The sequence below is a fragment of the Phytopseudomonas dryadis genome (genome assembly GCF_004327355.1).
GTDB classification, from domain to species: Bacteria; Pseudomonadota; Gammaproteobacteria; order Pseudomonadales; family Pseudomonadaceae; genus Aquipseudomonas; species Aquipseudomonas dryadis.
The window spans coordinates 132,128-146,177 of the sequence record NZ_QJUM01000002.1 but is presented as its reverse complement, the minus strand read 5'-3'; the positions used below and the strand labels follow the sequence as shown (position 1 = coordinate 146,177).

Genomic DNA, 14,050 nt, shown 5'->3' with positions numbered 1-14,050 from the left:
CCGGATGTCTATCCTGCCTGGGCAAAGGCCTGCCAGGCGCATCCCGGCGTCGAAAAACCCAATAAGAGGAGATTGCTGTGTCGCGTAGACGCGTCGTGGTTACCGGTATGGGCATGTTGTCGCCGCTGGGTAACGATGTGCCGAGCAGCTGGCAGGGCATTCTGGCCGGCCGCAGTGGCATCGGCCTGATCGAACACATGGATCTTTCCGCCTACACCACCCGTTTTGGTGGTTCGGTGAAGAATTTCGATGTCGAGCAGTACCTGTCCGCCAAAGAGGCGCGCAAGCTCGACCTGTTCATCCAGTACGGGCTGGCCGCCAGTTTCCAGGCCGTGCGCGATAGCGGTCTGGAGGTCACCGACGCCAACCGTGAGCGTATCGGCGTGGCCATCGGTTCCGGCATCGGCGGGCTGACCAATATCGAGAACAATTGCCGATCCTTGCACGAGCAGGGGCCGCGGCGTATTTCACCGTTCTTCGTGCCCGGCTCGATCATCAACATGATTTCCGGCTTCCTTTCCATCCATCTGGGCTTGCAGGGGCCGAACTACGCCATTTCCACGGCCTGTACCACCGGTACGCACTGCATCGGCATGGCGGCCCGCAACATCGCCTATGGCGAGGCCGACGTGATGGTGGCCGGCGGTGCGGAAATGGCCGCCTGTGGCCTGGGCATCGGTGGTTTTGCCGCCGCGCGTGCGCTGTCCACGCGCAACGATGATCCCGCTACGGCGAGTCGCCCCTGGGACAAGAGCCGTGACGGCTTCGTGCTGGCCGACGGCGCCGGTACCCTGGTGCTCGAGGAACTGGAGCATGCCCAGGCGCGTGGCGCGCACATCTACGCCGAGCTGGTCGGTTTCGGCATGAGTGGCGATGCCTTCCACATGACTTCGCCACCAGATGATGGCGCAGGCGCCGCCCGCTGCATGGCCAATGCCCTGCGCGATGCCGGAGTGAGCGCCGCCGAGATCCAGTACATCAATGCCCACGGCACGTCGACGCCGGCAGGCGACAAGGCCGAAGTGGCGGCGATCAAGTCGGTGTTCGGCGAACATGCCCAGACGCTGGCGGTCAGCTCGACCAAGTCGATGACCGGCCACCTGCTGGGCGCCGCCGGAGCGGTGGAGGCGATCTTCACCGTGCTGGCTCTGCGTGATCAGGTCGCACCGCCGACCATCAACCTGAACGAGCCGGGCGAAGGTTGTGACCTGGACTTCGTCGCGCATCAGGCGCGCAAGATGCCGATCGACGTGGCGCTGTCCAACTCCTTCGGTTTTGGTGGTACCAACGGCTCGCTGGTTTTCCGTCGGTTCGTCGACTGATGCACAGCTGGGTCGACGGGCGTGAGGCCGAGTCGCTTTCTCTCAAGGATCGCGGCCTGGCCTACGGTGATGGCCTGTTCGAGACCCTGGCGGTGCGTGCCGGCCGCCCGCTGTTGCTGGAGCGTCATCTCGCGCGTTTGTTCGATGGTTGCGCGCGCCTGCATATTCCCCTCGACCCGCTACGGATGCGCGCCGAGCTGCTGGCGTTCTGCGGCGAGGTTGGCGAGGGCGTGGCCAAGCTGATCGTCACCCGTGGCGATGGCCTGCGTGGTTATGCCCCGGCGGCCGCGGCGCCGCGGCGCATCCTCCAGGCCAGTGCCATGCCCGCTTATCCTGCCGATAATGCGCTGTCGGGCGTGTGCCTGTTTCCCTGCAGCGTGCGCCTGGCCGAGCAGCCCCTGCTAGCCGGGCTCAAGCACCTCAATCGCCTCGAGCAGGTCATGGCCCGGGCCGAATGGCAGGACGCCGAACATGCCGAAGGATTGATGCGCGATGTTTCCGGCCGGGTGATCGAAGGGGTCTACAGCAACCTGTTCGTCGGCCATGACGGCGTGCTGTCGACGCCGGATCTGCGCCGCTGTGGCGTGGCCGGGGTGATGCGTGGCGAGTTGCTGGAACGGGCCGCAGCCCTTGGTCTGCGCTGCCGGGTACGCGACATCGAGCTGGACGAGCTGCTGGCGGCGGATGAGGTCATGCTCTGCAACAGCCTCTATGGGGTCTGGCCGGTGCGCGAGTTTCAGGGACGTCACTGGCCGGTGGGGCCGCTCACCCGTAAACTGCAGGCCATTGCCCGTCATCTACTGGACTGCTGATTCGTGATTCGCAAATTACTGTTGTTGCTCGAAGGTGGCGTGGTGCTGGCCGCTCTGTCGCTGGCCTTGATCGCCTGGCAGCAGCACTCCGCCCTCGAACAGCCGCTGAACCTCGGCGAGGAACGCCTGATCGAAGTACCCGCCGGGGCCACCCCGGGCGGCGTGCTCAATCGCCTGGAGGCCGATGGCGTGCTGCGTGATGCCTTGTGGCTGCGTCTGTACTGGCGTTTCAACCTGCAGGGCCAGCCGCTGCACAGCGGCGAATACCGCCTGACTCCCGATCTCAAGGTACGCGACATGCTCGATCTGTGGCGGCGTGGCGAGGTGGTGCAGTACAGCCTCACCCTGGTCGAGGGCTGGAGCTTCCGCCAGGTGCGCGCGGCGCTGGCCCGGCAGACCAAGCTGGAGCTGACCCTGAGCGACCTCAGCGACGCCGAACTGATGGCGCGCCTGGGGCAGCCGGGCGTCAACCCCGAAGGCCGCTTCTTCCCCGATACCTATCGCTACGTGCGCGGCATGACCGATCTGGAACTGCTCAAGCAGGCCTACGCCCGCCTGCAGCTGGTACTGGACGAGGAATGGCAGGGGCGCGCCGAAGCGCTGCCCTACAAGAATCCCTACGAGGCGCTGATCATGGCCTCGATGATCGAGAAGGAAACCGGCGTGCCGCAAGAGCGTGGCGAGATCGCCGGGGTGTTCGTCCGGCGCCTGGCCGCCGGCATGCGCCTGCAGACCGATCCGACCGTCATCTTCGGCCTCGGTGAGCGCTACCAGGGGCGGATCACCCGCCAGCACCTGCGCGAGCCGACGCCCTACAACACCTATACCATCGACGGCATGCCGCCGACGCCGATCGCCCTGGTCGGGCGTGAGGCCATCCATGCGGCCCTGCATCCCGTGCCTGGCAAGAGCCTGTACTTCGTCGCGCGCGGCGATGGCAGCCACGTGTTTTCCGAGACCCTCGAGGCGCACAACCGCGCCGTGCGCGAGTACCAGCTCAACCGCCGTGCGGACTATCGCTCGAGCCCGGCACCTGCCAGCCAACCTATCAGTAAGGACAATCAGTGAGCGGTCTGTTCATCACCCTGGAAGGCCCGGAAGGCGCCGGCAAGAGCACCAACCGCGAATACCTGGCGGCGCGCCTGCGCGAGCAGGGCATCGATGTGCTGATGACCCGCGAGCCCGGCGGTACGCCATTGGCCGAGCGGGTGCGCGACTTGCTGCTGGCGCCGAGCGATGAAGCCATGGCCAGCGATACCGAACTGCTGCTGGTGTTCGCCGCACGCGCCCAGCATCTGGCACGGGTCATAGTCCCGGCCCTGCAACGTGGCAGCGTGGTGCTGTGCGACCGCTTCACCGACGCCACCTACGCCTACCAGGGCGGCGGTCGCGGCCTCGATCACGAGCGTATCGCCGTGCTCGAGCAGTTCGTCCAGGGCGCGCTGCGCCCGGATCTGACCCTGGTCTTCGACCTGCCGGTCGAGGTGGGGCTGTCGCGTGCGGCGGCCCGCGGCCGGCTGGATCGTTTCGAGCAGGAAGGCCGGGCGTTCTTCGACGCCGTGCGCAGCACCTACCTGCAGCGCGCGGCCAGCGAGCCCCAGCGCTATCGCATCCTCGATGCCGCACAGCCGCTCGAGGCCGTGCAGCGCGACCTGGATGCCCTGCTGCCGGGCTTGCTGGAGCTGTGCCGTGGCTGACGTCTATCCCTGGCAGGCCGCGCTCTGGCAGCAACTGGCCGGACGCGCCCAGCATGCTCACGCCTATCTGCTGCACGGTCCTGCGGGCATCGGCAAACGGGCCATGGCCGAACGCCTGATGGCGTTGCTGCTGTGCCAGAAACCCGCCGATCTGCAGCCCTGCGGGCAATGCAAGTCCTGCCACCTGCTGGCCGCCGGCAGTCATCCGGACAATTTCATCCTCGAGCCGGAGGAGGCCGACAAGCCGATCAAGGTCGACCAGGTGCGTGTGCTGGTCAATTTCGTCGTGCAGACGGCCCAGCTCGGCGGGCGCAAGGTGGTGCTGGTCGAGCCGGCCGAGGCGATGAACCTGAATGCCGCCAATGCCTTGCTCAAGAGCCTGGAGGAGCCCTCCGGCGATACCGTGTTGCTGTTGATCAGCCACCAGCCGAGCCGCTTGCTGCCGACGGTGAAAAGCCGCTGCGTGCAGCAGGCCTGCCCGCTGCCGGACGCGACCGCGAGCCTGCTCTGGCTGGCCGAGGCGTTGCCGGACAGCAGCGAGGAGGAGCGCCACGAGTTGTTGTACCTGGCCGCCGGATCGCCGTTGGCCGCCGCGCGCATGCAGGCTCAGGGCGTGCGCGAGCAGCGGGCGCTGGTGGTGGAAGGGGTGAAGAAGTTGCTCAAGCAACAGATATCGCCCAGCCAACTGGCCGAGAGCTGGAACGCGGTGGCCTTGCCATTGCTGTTCGACTGGTTCTGCGACTGGTCGCAACGGATGCTGCGCTACCAATTGACCGAGGATGAAGAGGGGCTCGGCCAGGCCGATATGCGCAAGGTCGTGCAGTACCTGGCGCAGAAGACGCCCCAGGGCAAGGTGTTGCAGATCCAGGACTGGCTGCTGCAACAACGGCAGAAAGTGCTGGGCAAAGCCAACCTCAACCGTGCTCTGCTTCTCGAAGCCTTGCTGGTGCAGTGGGCAAGCCTGCCGGGACCGGGCTAGAATCGGTCTCTCGTCATGAAATCAGGAACCCCGCATGAGCTTGCCACCCAATCTGGGCCCGCGTAACGGTATTCTGTCCCTGACCATCAAGGACAAGTCCGTGCTCTATGCCGCCTATATGCCATTCATCAAGAATGGCGGCCTGTTCATTCCGACGAACAAGAGCTACAAGCTCGGTGATGAAGTGTTCATGCTGCTCAACCTGATGGATGAGCCGGAAAAGATCCCGGTGGCCGGCAAGGTGGTGTGGATCACCCCCAAGGGTGCCCAGGGCAATCGCGCGGCGGGTGTCGGCGTGCAGTTCAACGACGGTGACAATACCGCGCGCAACAAGATCGAAACCTACCTGGCCGGCGCCCTCAAGTCGGATCGCCCGACCCATACGATGTAACAGCTGCACGCGCTACCAGCCACCAGTGACAGGCAGGCATCGGCGTCGCTTGCGGCCTGGCGCCTGCAGCTCGAGGCTTCCCCAATGCTCATAGATTCCCATTGCCACCTCGACCGGCTCGATCTCGCCGCCCGTGGCGGTTCGCTCGACGCGGCGCTGGACGCCGCCCGTGCCCGAGGCGTCGGTCATTTCCTCTGCATCGGCGTCAGCGCCGAGAATGCCGCCACCGTCCGGGCGCTGGCCGGCCGTTACCGCGACGTCGATTGTTCGGTGGGCATCCATCCGCTGGATCTGCAACCGGGTAGCGCGCTGGCGCTGGACTGGTTGCTGGGTGAACTGGACCACCCGGGCGTGGTGGCCATCGGCGAAACCGGCCTGGATTATCACTACGAGCCGGAGGCCGCGGCACTGCAGCAGCAGGCCTTCCGCCTGCATCTGCAGGCGGCGCAGCTCACCGGCAAGCCGGTCATCGTGCACACCCGCGAAGCGCGCGCCGACACCCTGGCGCTGTTGCGCGAGGCGGCATTGCCCCAGGGCGGCGTACTGCATTGCTTCACCGAGGACTGGGAAATGGCCCGGGCGGCGCTGGACATCGGCTTCTACATCTCGCTGTCCGGCATCGTCACTTTCCGCAACGCCGACGCCCTGCGCGAGGTCGCCCGCCAGGTGCCTGCCGATCGACTGCTGGTGGAGACCGACTCGCCTTACCTGGCGCCCATCCCCCATCGCGGCAAGCCCAACCTGCCGGAGTACGTGCGCGATGTCGCCGAGTACCTGGCGACGCTGCGTGGCGTGAGTTACGAGCAACTGGCCGAGCAGACCGGCGACAACTTCAAGCGCCTCTTTCCGCTGGCCCGGGTTCGTTGAGGCCCGGGAACGTCTTCCGTTCGGAACCAGCCGGGTGCCTTTCGCGCGGTAGCGGCGTGTTCGCATCGAATCGTCGTTGGTGACGGTCCGCAGGCTGGCCGTCAGGCATGGCAGGCCATAAAAAATGGCCGGGAGCCATTTTTAACGTCGCTTGTGACGGCCCGAAGGTTGGCCGCCAGGGGGGGGGCGGGCCATAAAAAATGGCCGGGAGCCATTTTTAACGTCGCTTGCGACGGCCCGAAGGGTGGCCGCCAGGGATGGCAGGCCATAAAAAAAACCCGGCTTCTGGGGGCGGAATCCGGGTCAAGACCATTAGGAGTCAAGCGAAGTGCTCGATCCTCGGCACTCCGACCGGCGGGACACTTGGGGGGATATGCCACGCCAGTCTCCACAAGTATTGGCGATATGCGGGGAACGTCCAGGCATGGCGCGCCCTTGCTTAAACGGATTTGGAATACCGCTGCCGTTGCTGAGTGCTCATTCTGTGACCAGTTGCCGCAGCAGCTGCAGGGTCTCCTCGATCACCCGGGGTTCGGTATAGAAGTGCGGTGACAGGCGAATGCCGCCACCACGCGGGGCGCAGATCACCTGCTGCGCCCTGAGGCGTTGGTAGAGTGCCTGATTGTCCCAGCCGGCCAGCGCGAAGGTGACGATACCGCTGCGTCGTTCACGTGCCACCGGGCTGTACAGGGTTACCTGGTTCATGGCGCCCAGGCCGTCGAGCAGAAGCTGGACGCGATCCTGCAGATCGTTTTCCACCTGTGCCATGCCGACTTCCTCGAGCAGCGACAGGCTCGCCTCCAGCGCCATGGCGCCCAGCATGTTCGGGCTGCCGCACTCGAAACGCCTGGCGCTGCGGGCCGGTTGCCAGTCGTCGCGATCGTAGTCGCCGGCATGTTCGAGCATGTGCCAGCCATATTCGTGCAGCTTCAGTCGTTCGCGCAGGTCGCGGCGGCAATAGAACACACTCAGACCTTCAGGCCCCAGCAGCCATTTGTGGCCGTCGGCCATGGCGAAGGCGCAGCGACTGCTCTGAACGTCGAAGGGCAGGGCGCCCAGTTGCTGGATGGCGTCGATGCACAGCAGCACGCCGCGCTGTTCGCAGCCTGTGCCCAGGCGTTGGAGATCCAGGCGCAGGCCGCTGGCGTACTGCACCGCGCTGATCGCCATCAGCCGTGTGCGTGGGCCGCAGGCAGCCAGCAGCGCGGCTTCCGGATCGCCGTCGGCCAGGCTGACCTGTATGACCTCGACCCCCTGGGGCTGCAGCGCCTCCCAGACGATACGGTTGGAGGGGAATTCCTCGTCGCTGATGACGACCTGGTCGCCAGGCTGCCAGTCCAGGCCGAAGGCCACCAACGACAAGGCCTCGGAGGTGTTCTTGAGCAGGGCGATATCGGCTCGTGACGGAGCATTGAGCAGGCGTGCCAGGCGCTCGCGCAGGTTACGTTCGACGATCAGCCAGTCCGCATAGTCGCGAGCACCGATCTGCACGTTCTGCTGGGCGAAGCGCTGAACCGCCTGGGCGGTGCGGGTCGGCCAGGGAGAGACGGCTGCGTGATTGAGGTAGCGCAGGTTCGGCAGTTGGGGAAACTCGTTGGCAATGGCAGACATGAGCGGATGATCCGTGCAATTTGGTGTTAGTTAGGCATAATACTCGGCTTGAATTTCGACCTCGTAATTTCCTTATGCAGAAAGAACCCCGCAAGATCCGTGAGTTTCGTCGCCGCGAGCAGGAAATTCTCGACATCGCGCTGAAACTCTTCCTCGATCAGGGGGAAGACAGCGTCACCGTCGAGATGATCGCCGACGCCGTGGGTATCGGCAAAGGCACCATCTACAAGCATTTCAAGTCCAAGGCCGAGATCTATCTGCGGTTGATGCTCGATTACGAGCGCGATTTGAACGAGCTGCTGCATTCGTCCGACATCGACCGCGACAAGGAGGCCTTGTCGCGCGCCTACTTCGAGTTCCGCATGCGTGATCCGCAGCGCTATCGCCTGTTCGACCGCCTGGAAGAGAAAGTGGTCAAGGGCAATCAGGTGCCGGAACTGGTCGAGCAGTTGCACAAGATCCGCGCCTCCAATTTCGAGCGTCTGACCCACCTGATCAAGGGCCGCATCGCCGAAGGCAAGCTGGAGGACGTGCCGCCGTATTTCCATTACTGCGCGGCCTGGGCGCTGGTGCACGGCGCGGTGGCGCTGTACCACTCGCCGTTCTGGAGCAATGTGCTGGAGGATCAGGAGGGCTTCTTCCAGTTCCTCATGGATATCGGCGTGCGCATGGGCAACAAGCGCAAGCGCGACAGCGACACGTCCGCCCCCTGAGCCTGGCGGTCAGCCCGCCAGTTGCGTCACCTGGCTGGCCAGGGCGTCGATTTCGAATGGCTTGGTCAGTACCTGCATGCCGGCGTCCAGATCGCCGGCATCCATCACCGCGTTCTCGGCATAGCCGGTGATGAACAGCACCTTGAGCGCCGGCCTGAGCTGCCTGGCCGCATCGGCCACCTGGCGCCCGTTCATTCCTCCCGGCAGTCCCACATCGCTGATCAGCAGGTCGATGGGCACGCCCGACTGGATGATGCGCAGCCCGCTCGGGCCATCCGCGGCCTGCAGGGTGTTGTAGCCCAGCTCCTGGAGAACCTCGCTGACCAGTTGCCGCAGTGTCGCTTCGTCATCGATGACCAGAATGGTCTTGCCCGGTGCGGCCCTGGGATTTTCCTCGGGCCTGGCTGGCGCACAGGGGGTGTCTTCCTGGCGGTGATTGCGCGGCAGGCACAGTTGCACCAGGGTACCGCTGCCCAATGTCGACTCGATGCGTACCATGCCGCCGGACTGACGGGCGAAGCCATAGATCATCGACAGCCCCAGGCCGGTGCCCTTGCCCGTGGGCTTGGTGGTGAAGAAGGGGTCGAAGGCGCGTTCGATGACATGGGGAGGCATGCCGCTGCCATTGTCGCGTACGTGCAGCGACAGGTATTCGCCGGGGGCCAGGCCATACACCCTGGCCTGCTCGTGGTCGAGCGACAGATTGCGGGTGCCGATGCACAGCAGCCCGGAATCGGGCATGGCGTCGCGAGCGTTGATGCACAGGTTGAGGACGGCATTTTCCAGCTGATTGGGATCCACCAGCACGATCCAGGGATCGGCCGTCGCCGAGAACTCGATGCGGATATGCGGGCCCACGGTGCGCTGCAACAGTTCCTCGAGCTCGTGAATCAGCCGGTTGACGTTGGTCGGCTTGGGCGCGAGGGTCTGCCGCCGCGAGAAGGCCAGCAGGCGGTGGGTCAGGCTGGCGGCGCGATTGGCCGCGCCCAGGGCGGCACTGGTGTAGCGTTCGAGACCCTCGATGCGGCCTTTATTGAGCCGGCTGTCGAGCAGTTCCAGATTGCCGATGATGCCGGCCAGCAGGTTGTTGAAGTCATGGGCCAGGCCGCCGGTGAGCTGGCCCACGGCATCCATCTTCTGCGCCTGGCGCAATTGCTCCTCGGCCTGGGCCAGGGCGAGGGCCTGCTCTTTCTCCTCGCTGATATCGCGGCCATAGGCGTAGGTAATCCCGTGTTCGATGGTCAGGTACCAGGATATCCAGCGCCAGGAACCATCGGCATGGGCGCAGCGATTCTCGAAGTGGGCGCCACCGCTTTCCGGCAACTGGCAAAGATGGCGCCGGGTGGCGTCGAGGTCGTCGGCGTGCACCAGCTGGAGAAAGGCCCTGCCGACCAGTTCTGCCACGGGGTGCGCCAGGCTGCGCTGCCAGGATGGGCTGAGGGTGCGCAGCAGGCCTTCTTCGTCGATGGTGGCGAGCAGGTCGCGGGAGTTCTGCCAGATGCTGTCGCGCTCCTGGGTACGTTGCGTCACCCGGCGTTCGAGGCTGAGGTTGAGTTCTTCCTGATACTGCTGCCTCTCCAGCAAACGACGCTCGATGATGACTTTTTCCGTCGTTTCCACCACGGTGTCGAGCATGCCCAGCACGACCCCCTGTTCGTCGCGCACCGGGCTGTAGCAGAAGGTGAAATAGGCCTGCTCGGGATAGCCGCGGCGCATGACCTGCAGCGGGAAGTCTTCGATGAACGTGGCCTCGCCCTGGAAAGCGCGCTCGGCGATGGGGGCGATACTGTCCCAGCTTTCGCTCCATACGTCGCTGAAGGGGCGGCCGAGGGCATCCGGTTTGTCGCCGAGCAGAGTGCCGAAGGCGTCGTTGTGGATGGTGATCAACTGCGGCCCCCAGACCAGGCACTGGGGGAACCTGGAGGCCAGCACCATTTCCACGGCGACACGCAGCGTGGCCGGCCAGCTAGCGCGGGGGCCGAGAGGGGTGGTGTGCCAGGCATGCTCGAGCACTCGTTGCTGCATGGTCCTCTCTGCGGCGGCTATGGCTTGCGGGTTGGTCATGGGCATTATCGGTCGGTACCTGGTTCATCCAGCGTTACGACAACTCCGACAGCCTGAATGTTGCATGGCGAATGGGCGTGACGGGAACGCCGTCACGCTTTCCGGCTTGGCGCCTGCCTCGCGAGAGCTGGCGCGAAACCTGCTTGGAGCAGCTATTCGTCGGTTTTCCGTCACCGACGCCGGGAGAGTTCACCATGCGTAGTCTGTTCGTCATTGCGATGCTGCTGGGCCTGGGTGGCTGCATGAATATCAGCGATATGGCTGATGGCGCCACCTATCACCTGCGCGACGCCGGTGTGCTGGATCACAGCAGTGTACGTCGAGCCAGCCCCTGGCGGCTGCAGGCCGATTCGTTCATCTACATCGCTCAGGGGCATTTCGTCCCCTCCGGAAATGGTTACCCCAGGCCCAACGTGGTGGCCGAGGAAGCCTTCAAGGGGTTCGTCGAATATTTCCCCATGGTTCGCCGCGCTCGCGCCCCCGTAGGTCTCGAGGAGGCCATGGGCGAGGCGCGCACGGCTGGCGCCCATTATCTGCTGTATACCCGCTTCGCTTACGCCGACGATCGTATCGGCACCCTGGAGGAGTGGGAGGATCAGGAAGCGCTCGATCGCCTTGGCACCGATCGCAGCGTGATTCAATTGATGCTGATCGAGACCAATACCCGCTATCTTGTCGATACGGCGCGGATCCGCAGCCGCGGCGGATTCATGACGTTCTACGATGCCAAGCCGGATGAACTGATCAGGCCGCCACTGGAAGATTATGCACGCAGGCTGCTGGGTTTCAGCCGCTGAGGAGAGGCGATGAGCGACACGGGCAAGGCCGGCGATCTGCTGGCGCAGATTCCACCCGCCGGCAGCAAGGGCATGCCGCCGGTGCACGCGTGGAACCCGGATTTCTGCGGTGACATCGACATGCGCATCGCCCGCGACGGCACCTGGTTCTATCTGGGCACACCGATCGGGCGCAAGCCGATGGTTCGGCTGTTCTCGACCATCATCCGCCGCGATGGCGATGACTATTTTCTGGTCACGCCGGTGGAGAAGGTCGGCATCCAGGTCGATGATGCCCCCTTCGTCGCCGTGGCCCTGCAGGTGAGCGGCGAGGGCGAGCATCAGGTGCTGCGCTTCGTCACCAATGTCGAAGACGAGGTCGAGGCTGGCGCCGAGCACGGCATACGGGTCGAAATCGATCCGCTCACCCAGGAGCCGTCGCCCTATGTGCATGTGCGCAGCAACCTGGAGGCACTGATCCATCGCAATGTCTTCTACCAGTTGGTCGAACTGGCGCAATCGCGTGAAATAGAGGGGCGGTCGTGGCTGGGCGTATGGAGCGGCGGGGTGTTCTTCCCCATCGGCCCGTTGGAATAGACGCTTGCCACAGGCTCAAGAAAAAGGCTCCCGAGGTCCAATGCCGATCAGATAAGGTTTTTGCAGGAGCAGGGAGCGCCTACAGAAGAGCGGAAAACCAAGAGCGTCGACCTCGGCGCGATGCGATGGCGGCCATCGCACAAAGCGTGTCATGGCCGCCAATCGCCGCGGGGGCTCCTACAGAATCAGGGCAAGCCGCCGTTTTGCGGGCCAAACGCTTGACTGACTGGCATTACCCCGAGGGAGCCTTTGTTGTGTGGGTCACATGTTGGGGTAGTTGGGGCCGCCAGTGCCTTCCGGCGCCACCCAGGTGATGTTCTGGGCCGGGTCCTTGATGTCGCAGGTCTTGCAGTGCACGCAGTTCTGCGCATTGATCTGGAAGCGCTTCTCGCCGTCGTCCTGGGTCACCACCTCGTACACGCCGGCCGGGCAGTAGCGCTGCGCCGGCTCGTCGAACAGCGGCAGGTTCTGGCTGATCGGAATGCTCGGGTCGGCGAGCTTGAGGTGGCAGGGTTGTTCCTCTTCATGGTTGGTGTTGGAGAGGAATACCGAACTGAGCTTGTCGAAGCTGAGCTTGCCGTCCGGCTTCGGGTACTCGATCTTCTGGCTTTCTGCCGCCGGCTTCAGGCAGGCGTAGTCCGGCTTGTTGTCGTGCAGGGTGAAGGGGAGCTTGCCGCCGAAGAGGTTCTGATCGATCCAGTTGAGGCCACCCCCGACGACCGCGCCGAACTTGTGGATCGCCGCGCCGAAGTTGCGGCTGCGCAGCAGTTCGTCGTACAGCCAGCTGGCCTTGAACGCATCGACGTAGTTGTTCAGTTGGTCGCCGCCTTCGCGACCGGCGGCCAGGGCCTCGGCGATCGCCTCGGCGGCGAGCATGCCGGACTTCATGGCGGTGTGGCTGCCCTTGATCTTGGCGAAGTTCAGGGTGCCGAGGTCGCAACCGACGAGGGCGCCGCCGGGGAAGACCATCTTCGGCAGCGAGTTGAGGCCGCCCTTGCTGATGGCGCGGGCACCGTAGGCCACGCGCTTGCCGCCTTCCAGGTACTGCTTGATCACCGGGTGGTGCTTGTAGCGCTGGAACTCGTCGAACGGCGACAGGTACGGATTGGCGTAGGACAGGTCGACGATCAGGCCGACCACCACCTGGTTGTCCTCCAGGTGATAGAGGAAGGAGCCGCCGGTATTCTGGTTGCCCATGATCTCCAGGGGCCAGCCGGCGGTGTGCACCACCAGGCCCTGCTGGTGCTTGCTCGGGTCGATATCCCAGATTTCCTTGATGCCGATGCCGTAGTGCTGGGCGTCGGCTTCGCTGTCGAGGTTGTACGTCTTGATCAGTTGCTTGCCGATATGGCCGCGGCAGCCCTCGGCGAACAGGGTGTACTTGGCGCGCAGCTCCATGCCCGGGGTGTAGTAGCCTTCCTTCGGATTGCCTTCGCGGTCGACGCCGAGGTCGCCGGTGACGATGCCGCGCACCACGCCGCTGTCGTCGATCAGCGCTTCCTGAGCGGCGAAGCCCGGATAGATTTCCACCCCGAGGTTTTCCGCCTGCTGGGCCAGCCAGCGGCACAGGTTACCCAGGGAGATGATATAGTTGCCTTCGTTGTGCATGGTCTTGGGCACAAAGAAGTGCGGCACCTTGATGGCGTTTTCGCCATCCTTCAAGAAATAGATGTCATCGCCCTTGACCGGGGTGTTGAGCGGGGCGCCCAGTTCCTTCCAGTCGGGGAACAGTTCATTCAGGGCGCGCGGCTCGAAGACCGCGCCGGAGAGGATGTGCGCACCAACTTCGGAGCCCTTCTCGACCACGCAGACGCTGATTTCCTGGCCCGTCTCGGCGGCTTTCTGCTTCAGTCGGCATGCGGCGGACAAACCAGCAGGGCCGGCGCCGACGATGACGACGTCGAATTCCATAAATTCGCGTTCCACAGGTTATCTCCTCATCAAGGCTCTCTAGTTTTTTATGGCGGGCGGGCATCCTTCCCCGAAGCACGCCGGCGCATTATATCCCCAGCCTTGTTGACGGCCAATACAAACGTTTGTTTGAATTTTCTGTAGGCCTGCTAGAATCTGGCTACAACACGAATGGCTCGCAGGTAAGGCGTATTGACCGAGCTATGTCGTGCAGTCAAGATACGGGCGGTTTTGCGCTCGCCGTCTGTGTCGCCTGCGGCCTGCTGATCTGCATCACCCGTATGCTCGCTTCTGGCGACATTCCTATTCA

At 64.3% G+C, this 14,050-nt stretch carries 13 protein-coding genes; 10 read left to right on the top strand and 3 right to left on the bottom strand.

Annotated elements, in window-relative coordinates; translation table 11 throughout:
* Positions 1-77 precede the first annotated feature (77 nt).
* The 7 genes from fabF to DNK34_RS02160 all read left to right on the top strand — a co-directional run bounded on the left by fabF (position 78) and on the right by DNK34_RS02160 (position 6,068).
* Positions 78-1,322, top strand: a complete 1,245-nt coding sequence (fabF, locus tag DNK34_RS02190) for a beta-ketoacyl-ACP synthase II (protein ID WP_131174514.1) — start codon at positions 78-80, stop codon at positions 1,320-1,322.
* The gene (pabC, locus tag DNK34_RS02185; RefSeq protein WP_131174513.1) at positions 1,322-2,134 is read left to right on the top strand and encodes an aminodeoxychorismate lyase; all 813 of its coding nucleotides are present in this window, start codon (positions 1,322-1,324) and stop codon (positions 2,132-2,134) included. The genes fabF and pabC overlap by 1 nt, the downstream gene beginning before the upstream one ends.
* A gap of 3 nt (positions 2,135-2,137) precedes the next feature.
* The gene (gene mltG, locus DNK34_RS02180) at positions 2,138-3,202 is read left to right on the top strand and encodes an endolytic transglycosylase MltG (RefSeq protein ID WP_131174512.1); all 1,065 of its coding nucleotides are present in this window, start codon (positions 2,138-2,140) and stop codon (positions 3,200-3,202) included.
* Entirely contained in the window at positions 3,199-3,831 is a 633-nt protein-coding gene (tmk, locus tag DNK34_RS02175; protein WP_131174511.1) for a dTMP kinase, read from the top strand. Before mltG ends, tmk begins: the two co-directional genes overlap by 4 nt.
* On the top strand, positions 3,824-4,810 hold the full coding sequence (locus DNK34_RS02170; protein WP_131174510.1) for a DNA polymerase III subunit delta': 987 nt from the start codon (positions 3,824-3,826) through the stop codon (positions 4,808-4,810). The genes tmk and DNK34_RS02170 overlap by 8 nt, the downstream gene beginning before the upstream one ends.
* Positions 4,811-4,844: 34 nt before the next feature.
* Entirely contained in the window at positions 4,845-5,201 is a 357-nt protein-coding gene (locus DNK34_RS02165; RefSeq protein WP_003245164.1) for a PilZ domain-containing protein, read from the top strand.
* A gap of 84 nt (positions 5,202-5,285) precedes the next feature.
* Positions 5,286-6,068 (top strand): TatD family hydrolase, encoded by a 783-nt coding sequence (locus DNK34_RS02160; protein WP_131174509.1) that lies wholly within the window; start codon positions 5,286-5,288, stop codon positions 6,066-6,068.
* Positions 6,069-6,545: 477 nt separating this feature from the next.
* Here DNK34_RS02160 and DNK34_RS02155 read toward each other — a convergent pair whose 3' ends face one another.
* The gene (locus DNK34_RS02155; RefSeq protein ID WP_131174508.1) at positions 6,546-7,679 is read right to left on the bottom strand and encodes an aminotransferase class V-fold PLP-dependent enzyme; all 1,134 of its coding nucleotides are present in this window, start codon (positions 7,677-7,679) and stop codon (positions 6,546-6,548) included.
* A gap of 74 nt (positions 7,680-7,753) precedes the next feature.
* Between DNK34_RS02155 and DNK34_RS02150 the strand changes: the two genes are divergently transcribed.
* Positions 7,754-8,392, top strand: coding sequence for a TetR/AcrR family transcriptional regulator (locus tag DNK34_RS02150; protein WP_131174507.1), 639 nt, complete (start codon positions 7,754-7,756; stop codon positions 8,390-8,392).
* A gap of 9 nt (positions 8,393-8,401) precedes the next feature.
* Here the strand turns inward: DNK34_RS02150 and DNK34_RS02145 are convergent, their stop codons facing one another.
* The gene (locus DNK34_RS02145) at positions 8,402-10,417 is read right to left on the bottom strand and encodes a hybrid sensor histidine kinase/response regulator (protein WP_165496981.1); all 2,016 of its coding nucleotides are present in this window, start codon (positions 10,415-10,417) and stop codon (positions 8,402-8,404) included.
* A gap of 233 nt (positions 10,418-10,650) precedes the next feature.
* On the opposite strand from DNK34_RS02145, the gene DNK34_RS02140 reads away from it, so the two are divergent.
* Both DNK34_RS02140 and DNK34_RS02135 read left to right on the top strand, forming a co-directional pair.
* Positions 10,651-11,253, top strand: coding sequence for a DUF4823 domain-containing protein (locus tag DNK34_RS02140; protein ID WP_131174505.1), 603 nt, complete (start codon positions 10,651-10,653; stop codon positions 11,251-11,253).
* A gap of 9 nt (positions 11,254-11,262) precedes the next feature.
* Complete coding sequence (locus DNK34_RS02135; RefSeq protein ID WP_131174504.1) at positions 11,263-11,829, top strand: DUF1285 domain-containing protein; 567 nt, start codon at positions 11,263-11,265, stop codon at positions 11,827-11,829.
* A gap of 261 nt (positions 11,830-12,090) precedes the next feature.
* Here DNK34_RS02135 and DNK34_RS02130 read toward each other — a convergent pair whose 3' ends face one another.
* Complete coding sequence (locus tag DNK34_RS02130; RefSeq protein ID WP_131174503.1) at positions 12,091-13,755, bottom strand: electron transfer flavoprotein-ubiquinone oxidoreductase; 1,665 nt, start codon at positions 13,753-13,755, stop codon at positions 12,091-12,093.
* Positions 13,756-14,050 lie beyond the last annotated feature (295 nt).

Excerpts from the sequence above, each read along its gene's own strand:
- DNK34_RS02135 (WP_131174504.1), top strand. The coding sequence starts at position 11,263 with ATGAGCGACACGGGCAAGGCCGGCGATCTGCTGGCGCAGATTCCACCC.
- DNK34_RS02155 (WP_131174508.1), bottom strand. The coding sequence starts at position 7,679 with ATGTCTGCCATTGCCAACGAGTTTCCCCAACTGCCGAACCTGCGCTAC.
- DNK34_RS02145 (WP_165496981.1), bottom strand. The coding sequence starts at position 10,417 with ATGCAGCAACGAGTGCTCGAGCATGCCTGGCACACCACCCCTCTCGGC.
- DNK34_RS02140 (WP_131174505.1), top strand. The coding sequence starts at position 10,651 with ATGCGTAGTCTGTTCGTCATTGCGATGCTGCTGGGCCTGGGTGGCTGC.
- DNK34_RS02150 (WP_131174507.1), top strand. The coding sequence starts at position 7,754 with ATGCAGAAAGAACCCCGCAAGATCCGTGAGTTTCGTCGCCGCGAGCAG.
- DNK34_RS02165 (WP_003245164.1), top strand. The coding sequence starts at position 4,845 with ATGAGCTTGCCACCCAATCTGGGCCCGCGTAACGGTATTCTGTCCCTG.
- DNK34_RS02160 (WP_131174509.1), top strand. The coding sequence starts at position 5,286 with ATGCTCATAGATTCCCATTGCCACCTCGACCGGCTCGATCTCGCCGCC.
- pabC (WP_131174513.1), top strand. The coding sequence starts at position 1,322 with ATGCACAGCTGGGTCGACGGGCGTGAGGCCGAGTCGCTTTCTCTCAAG.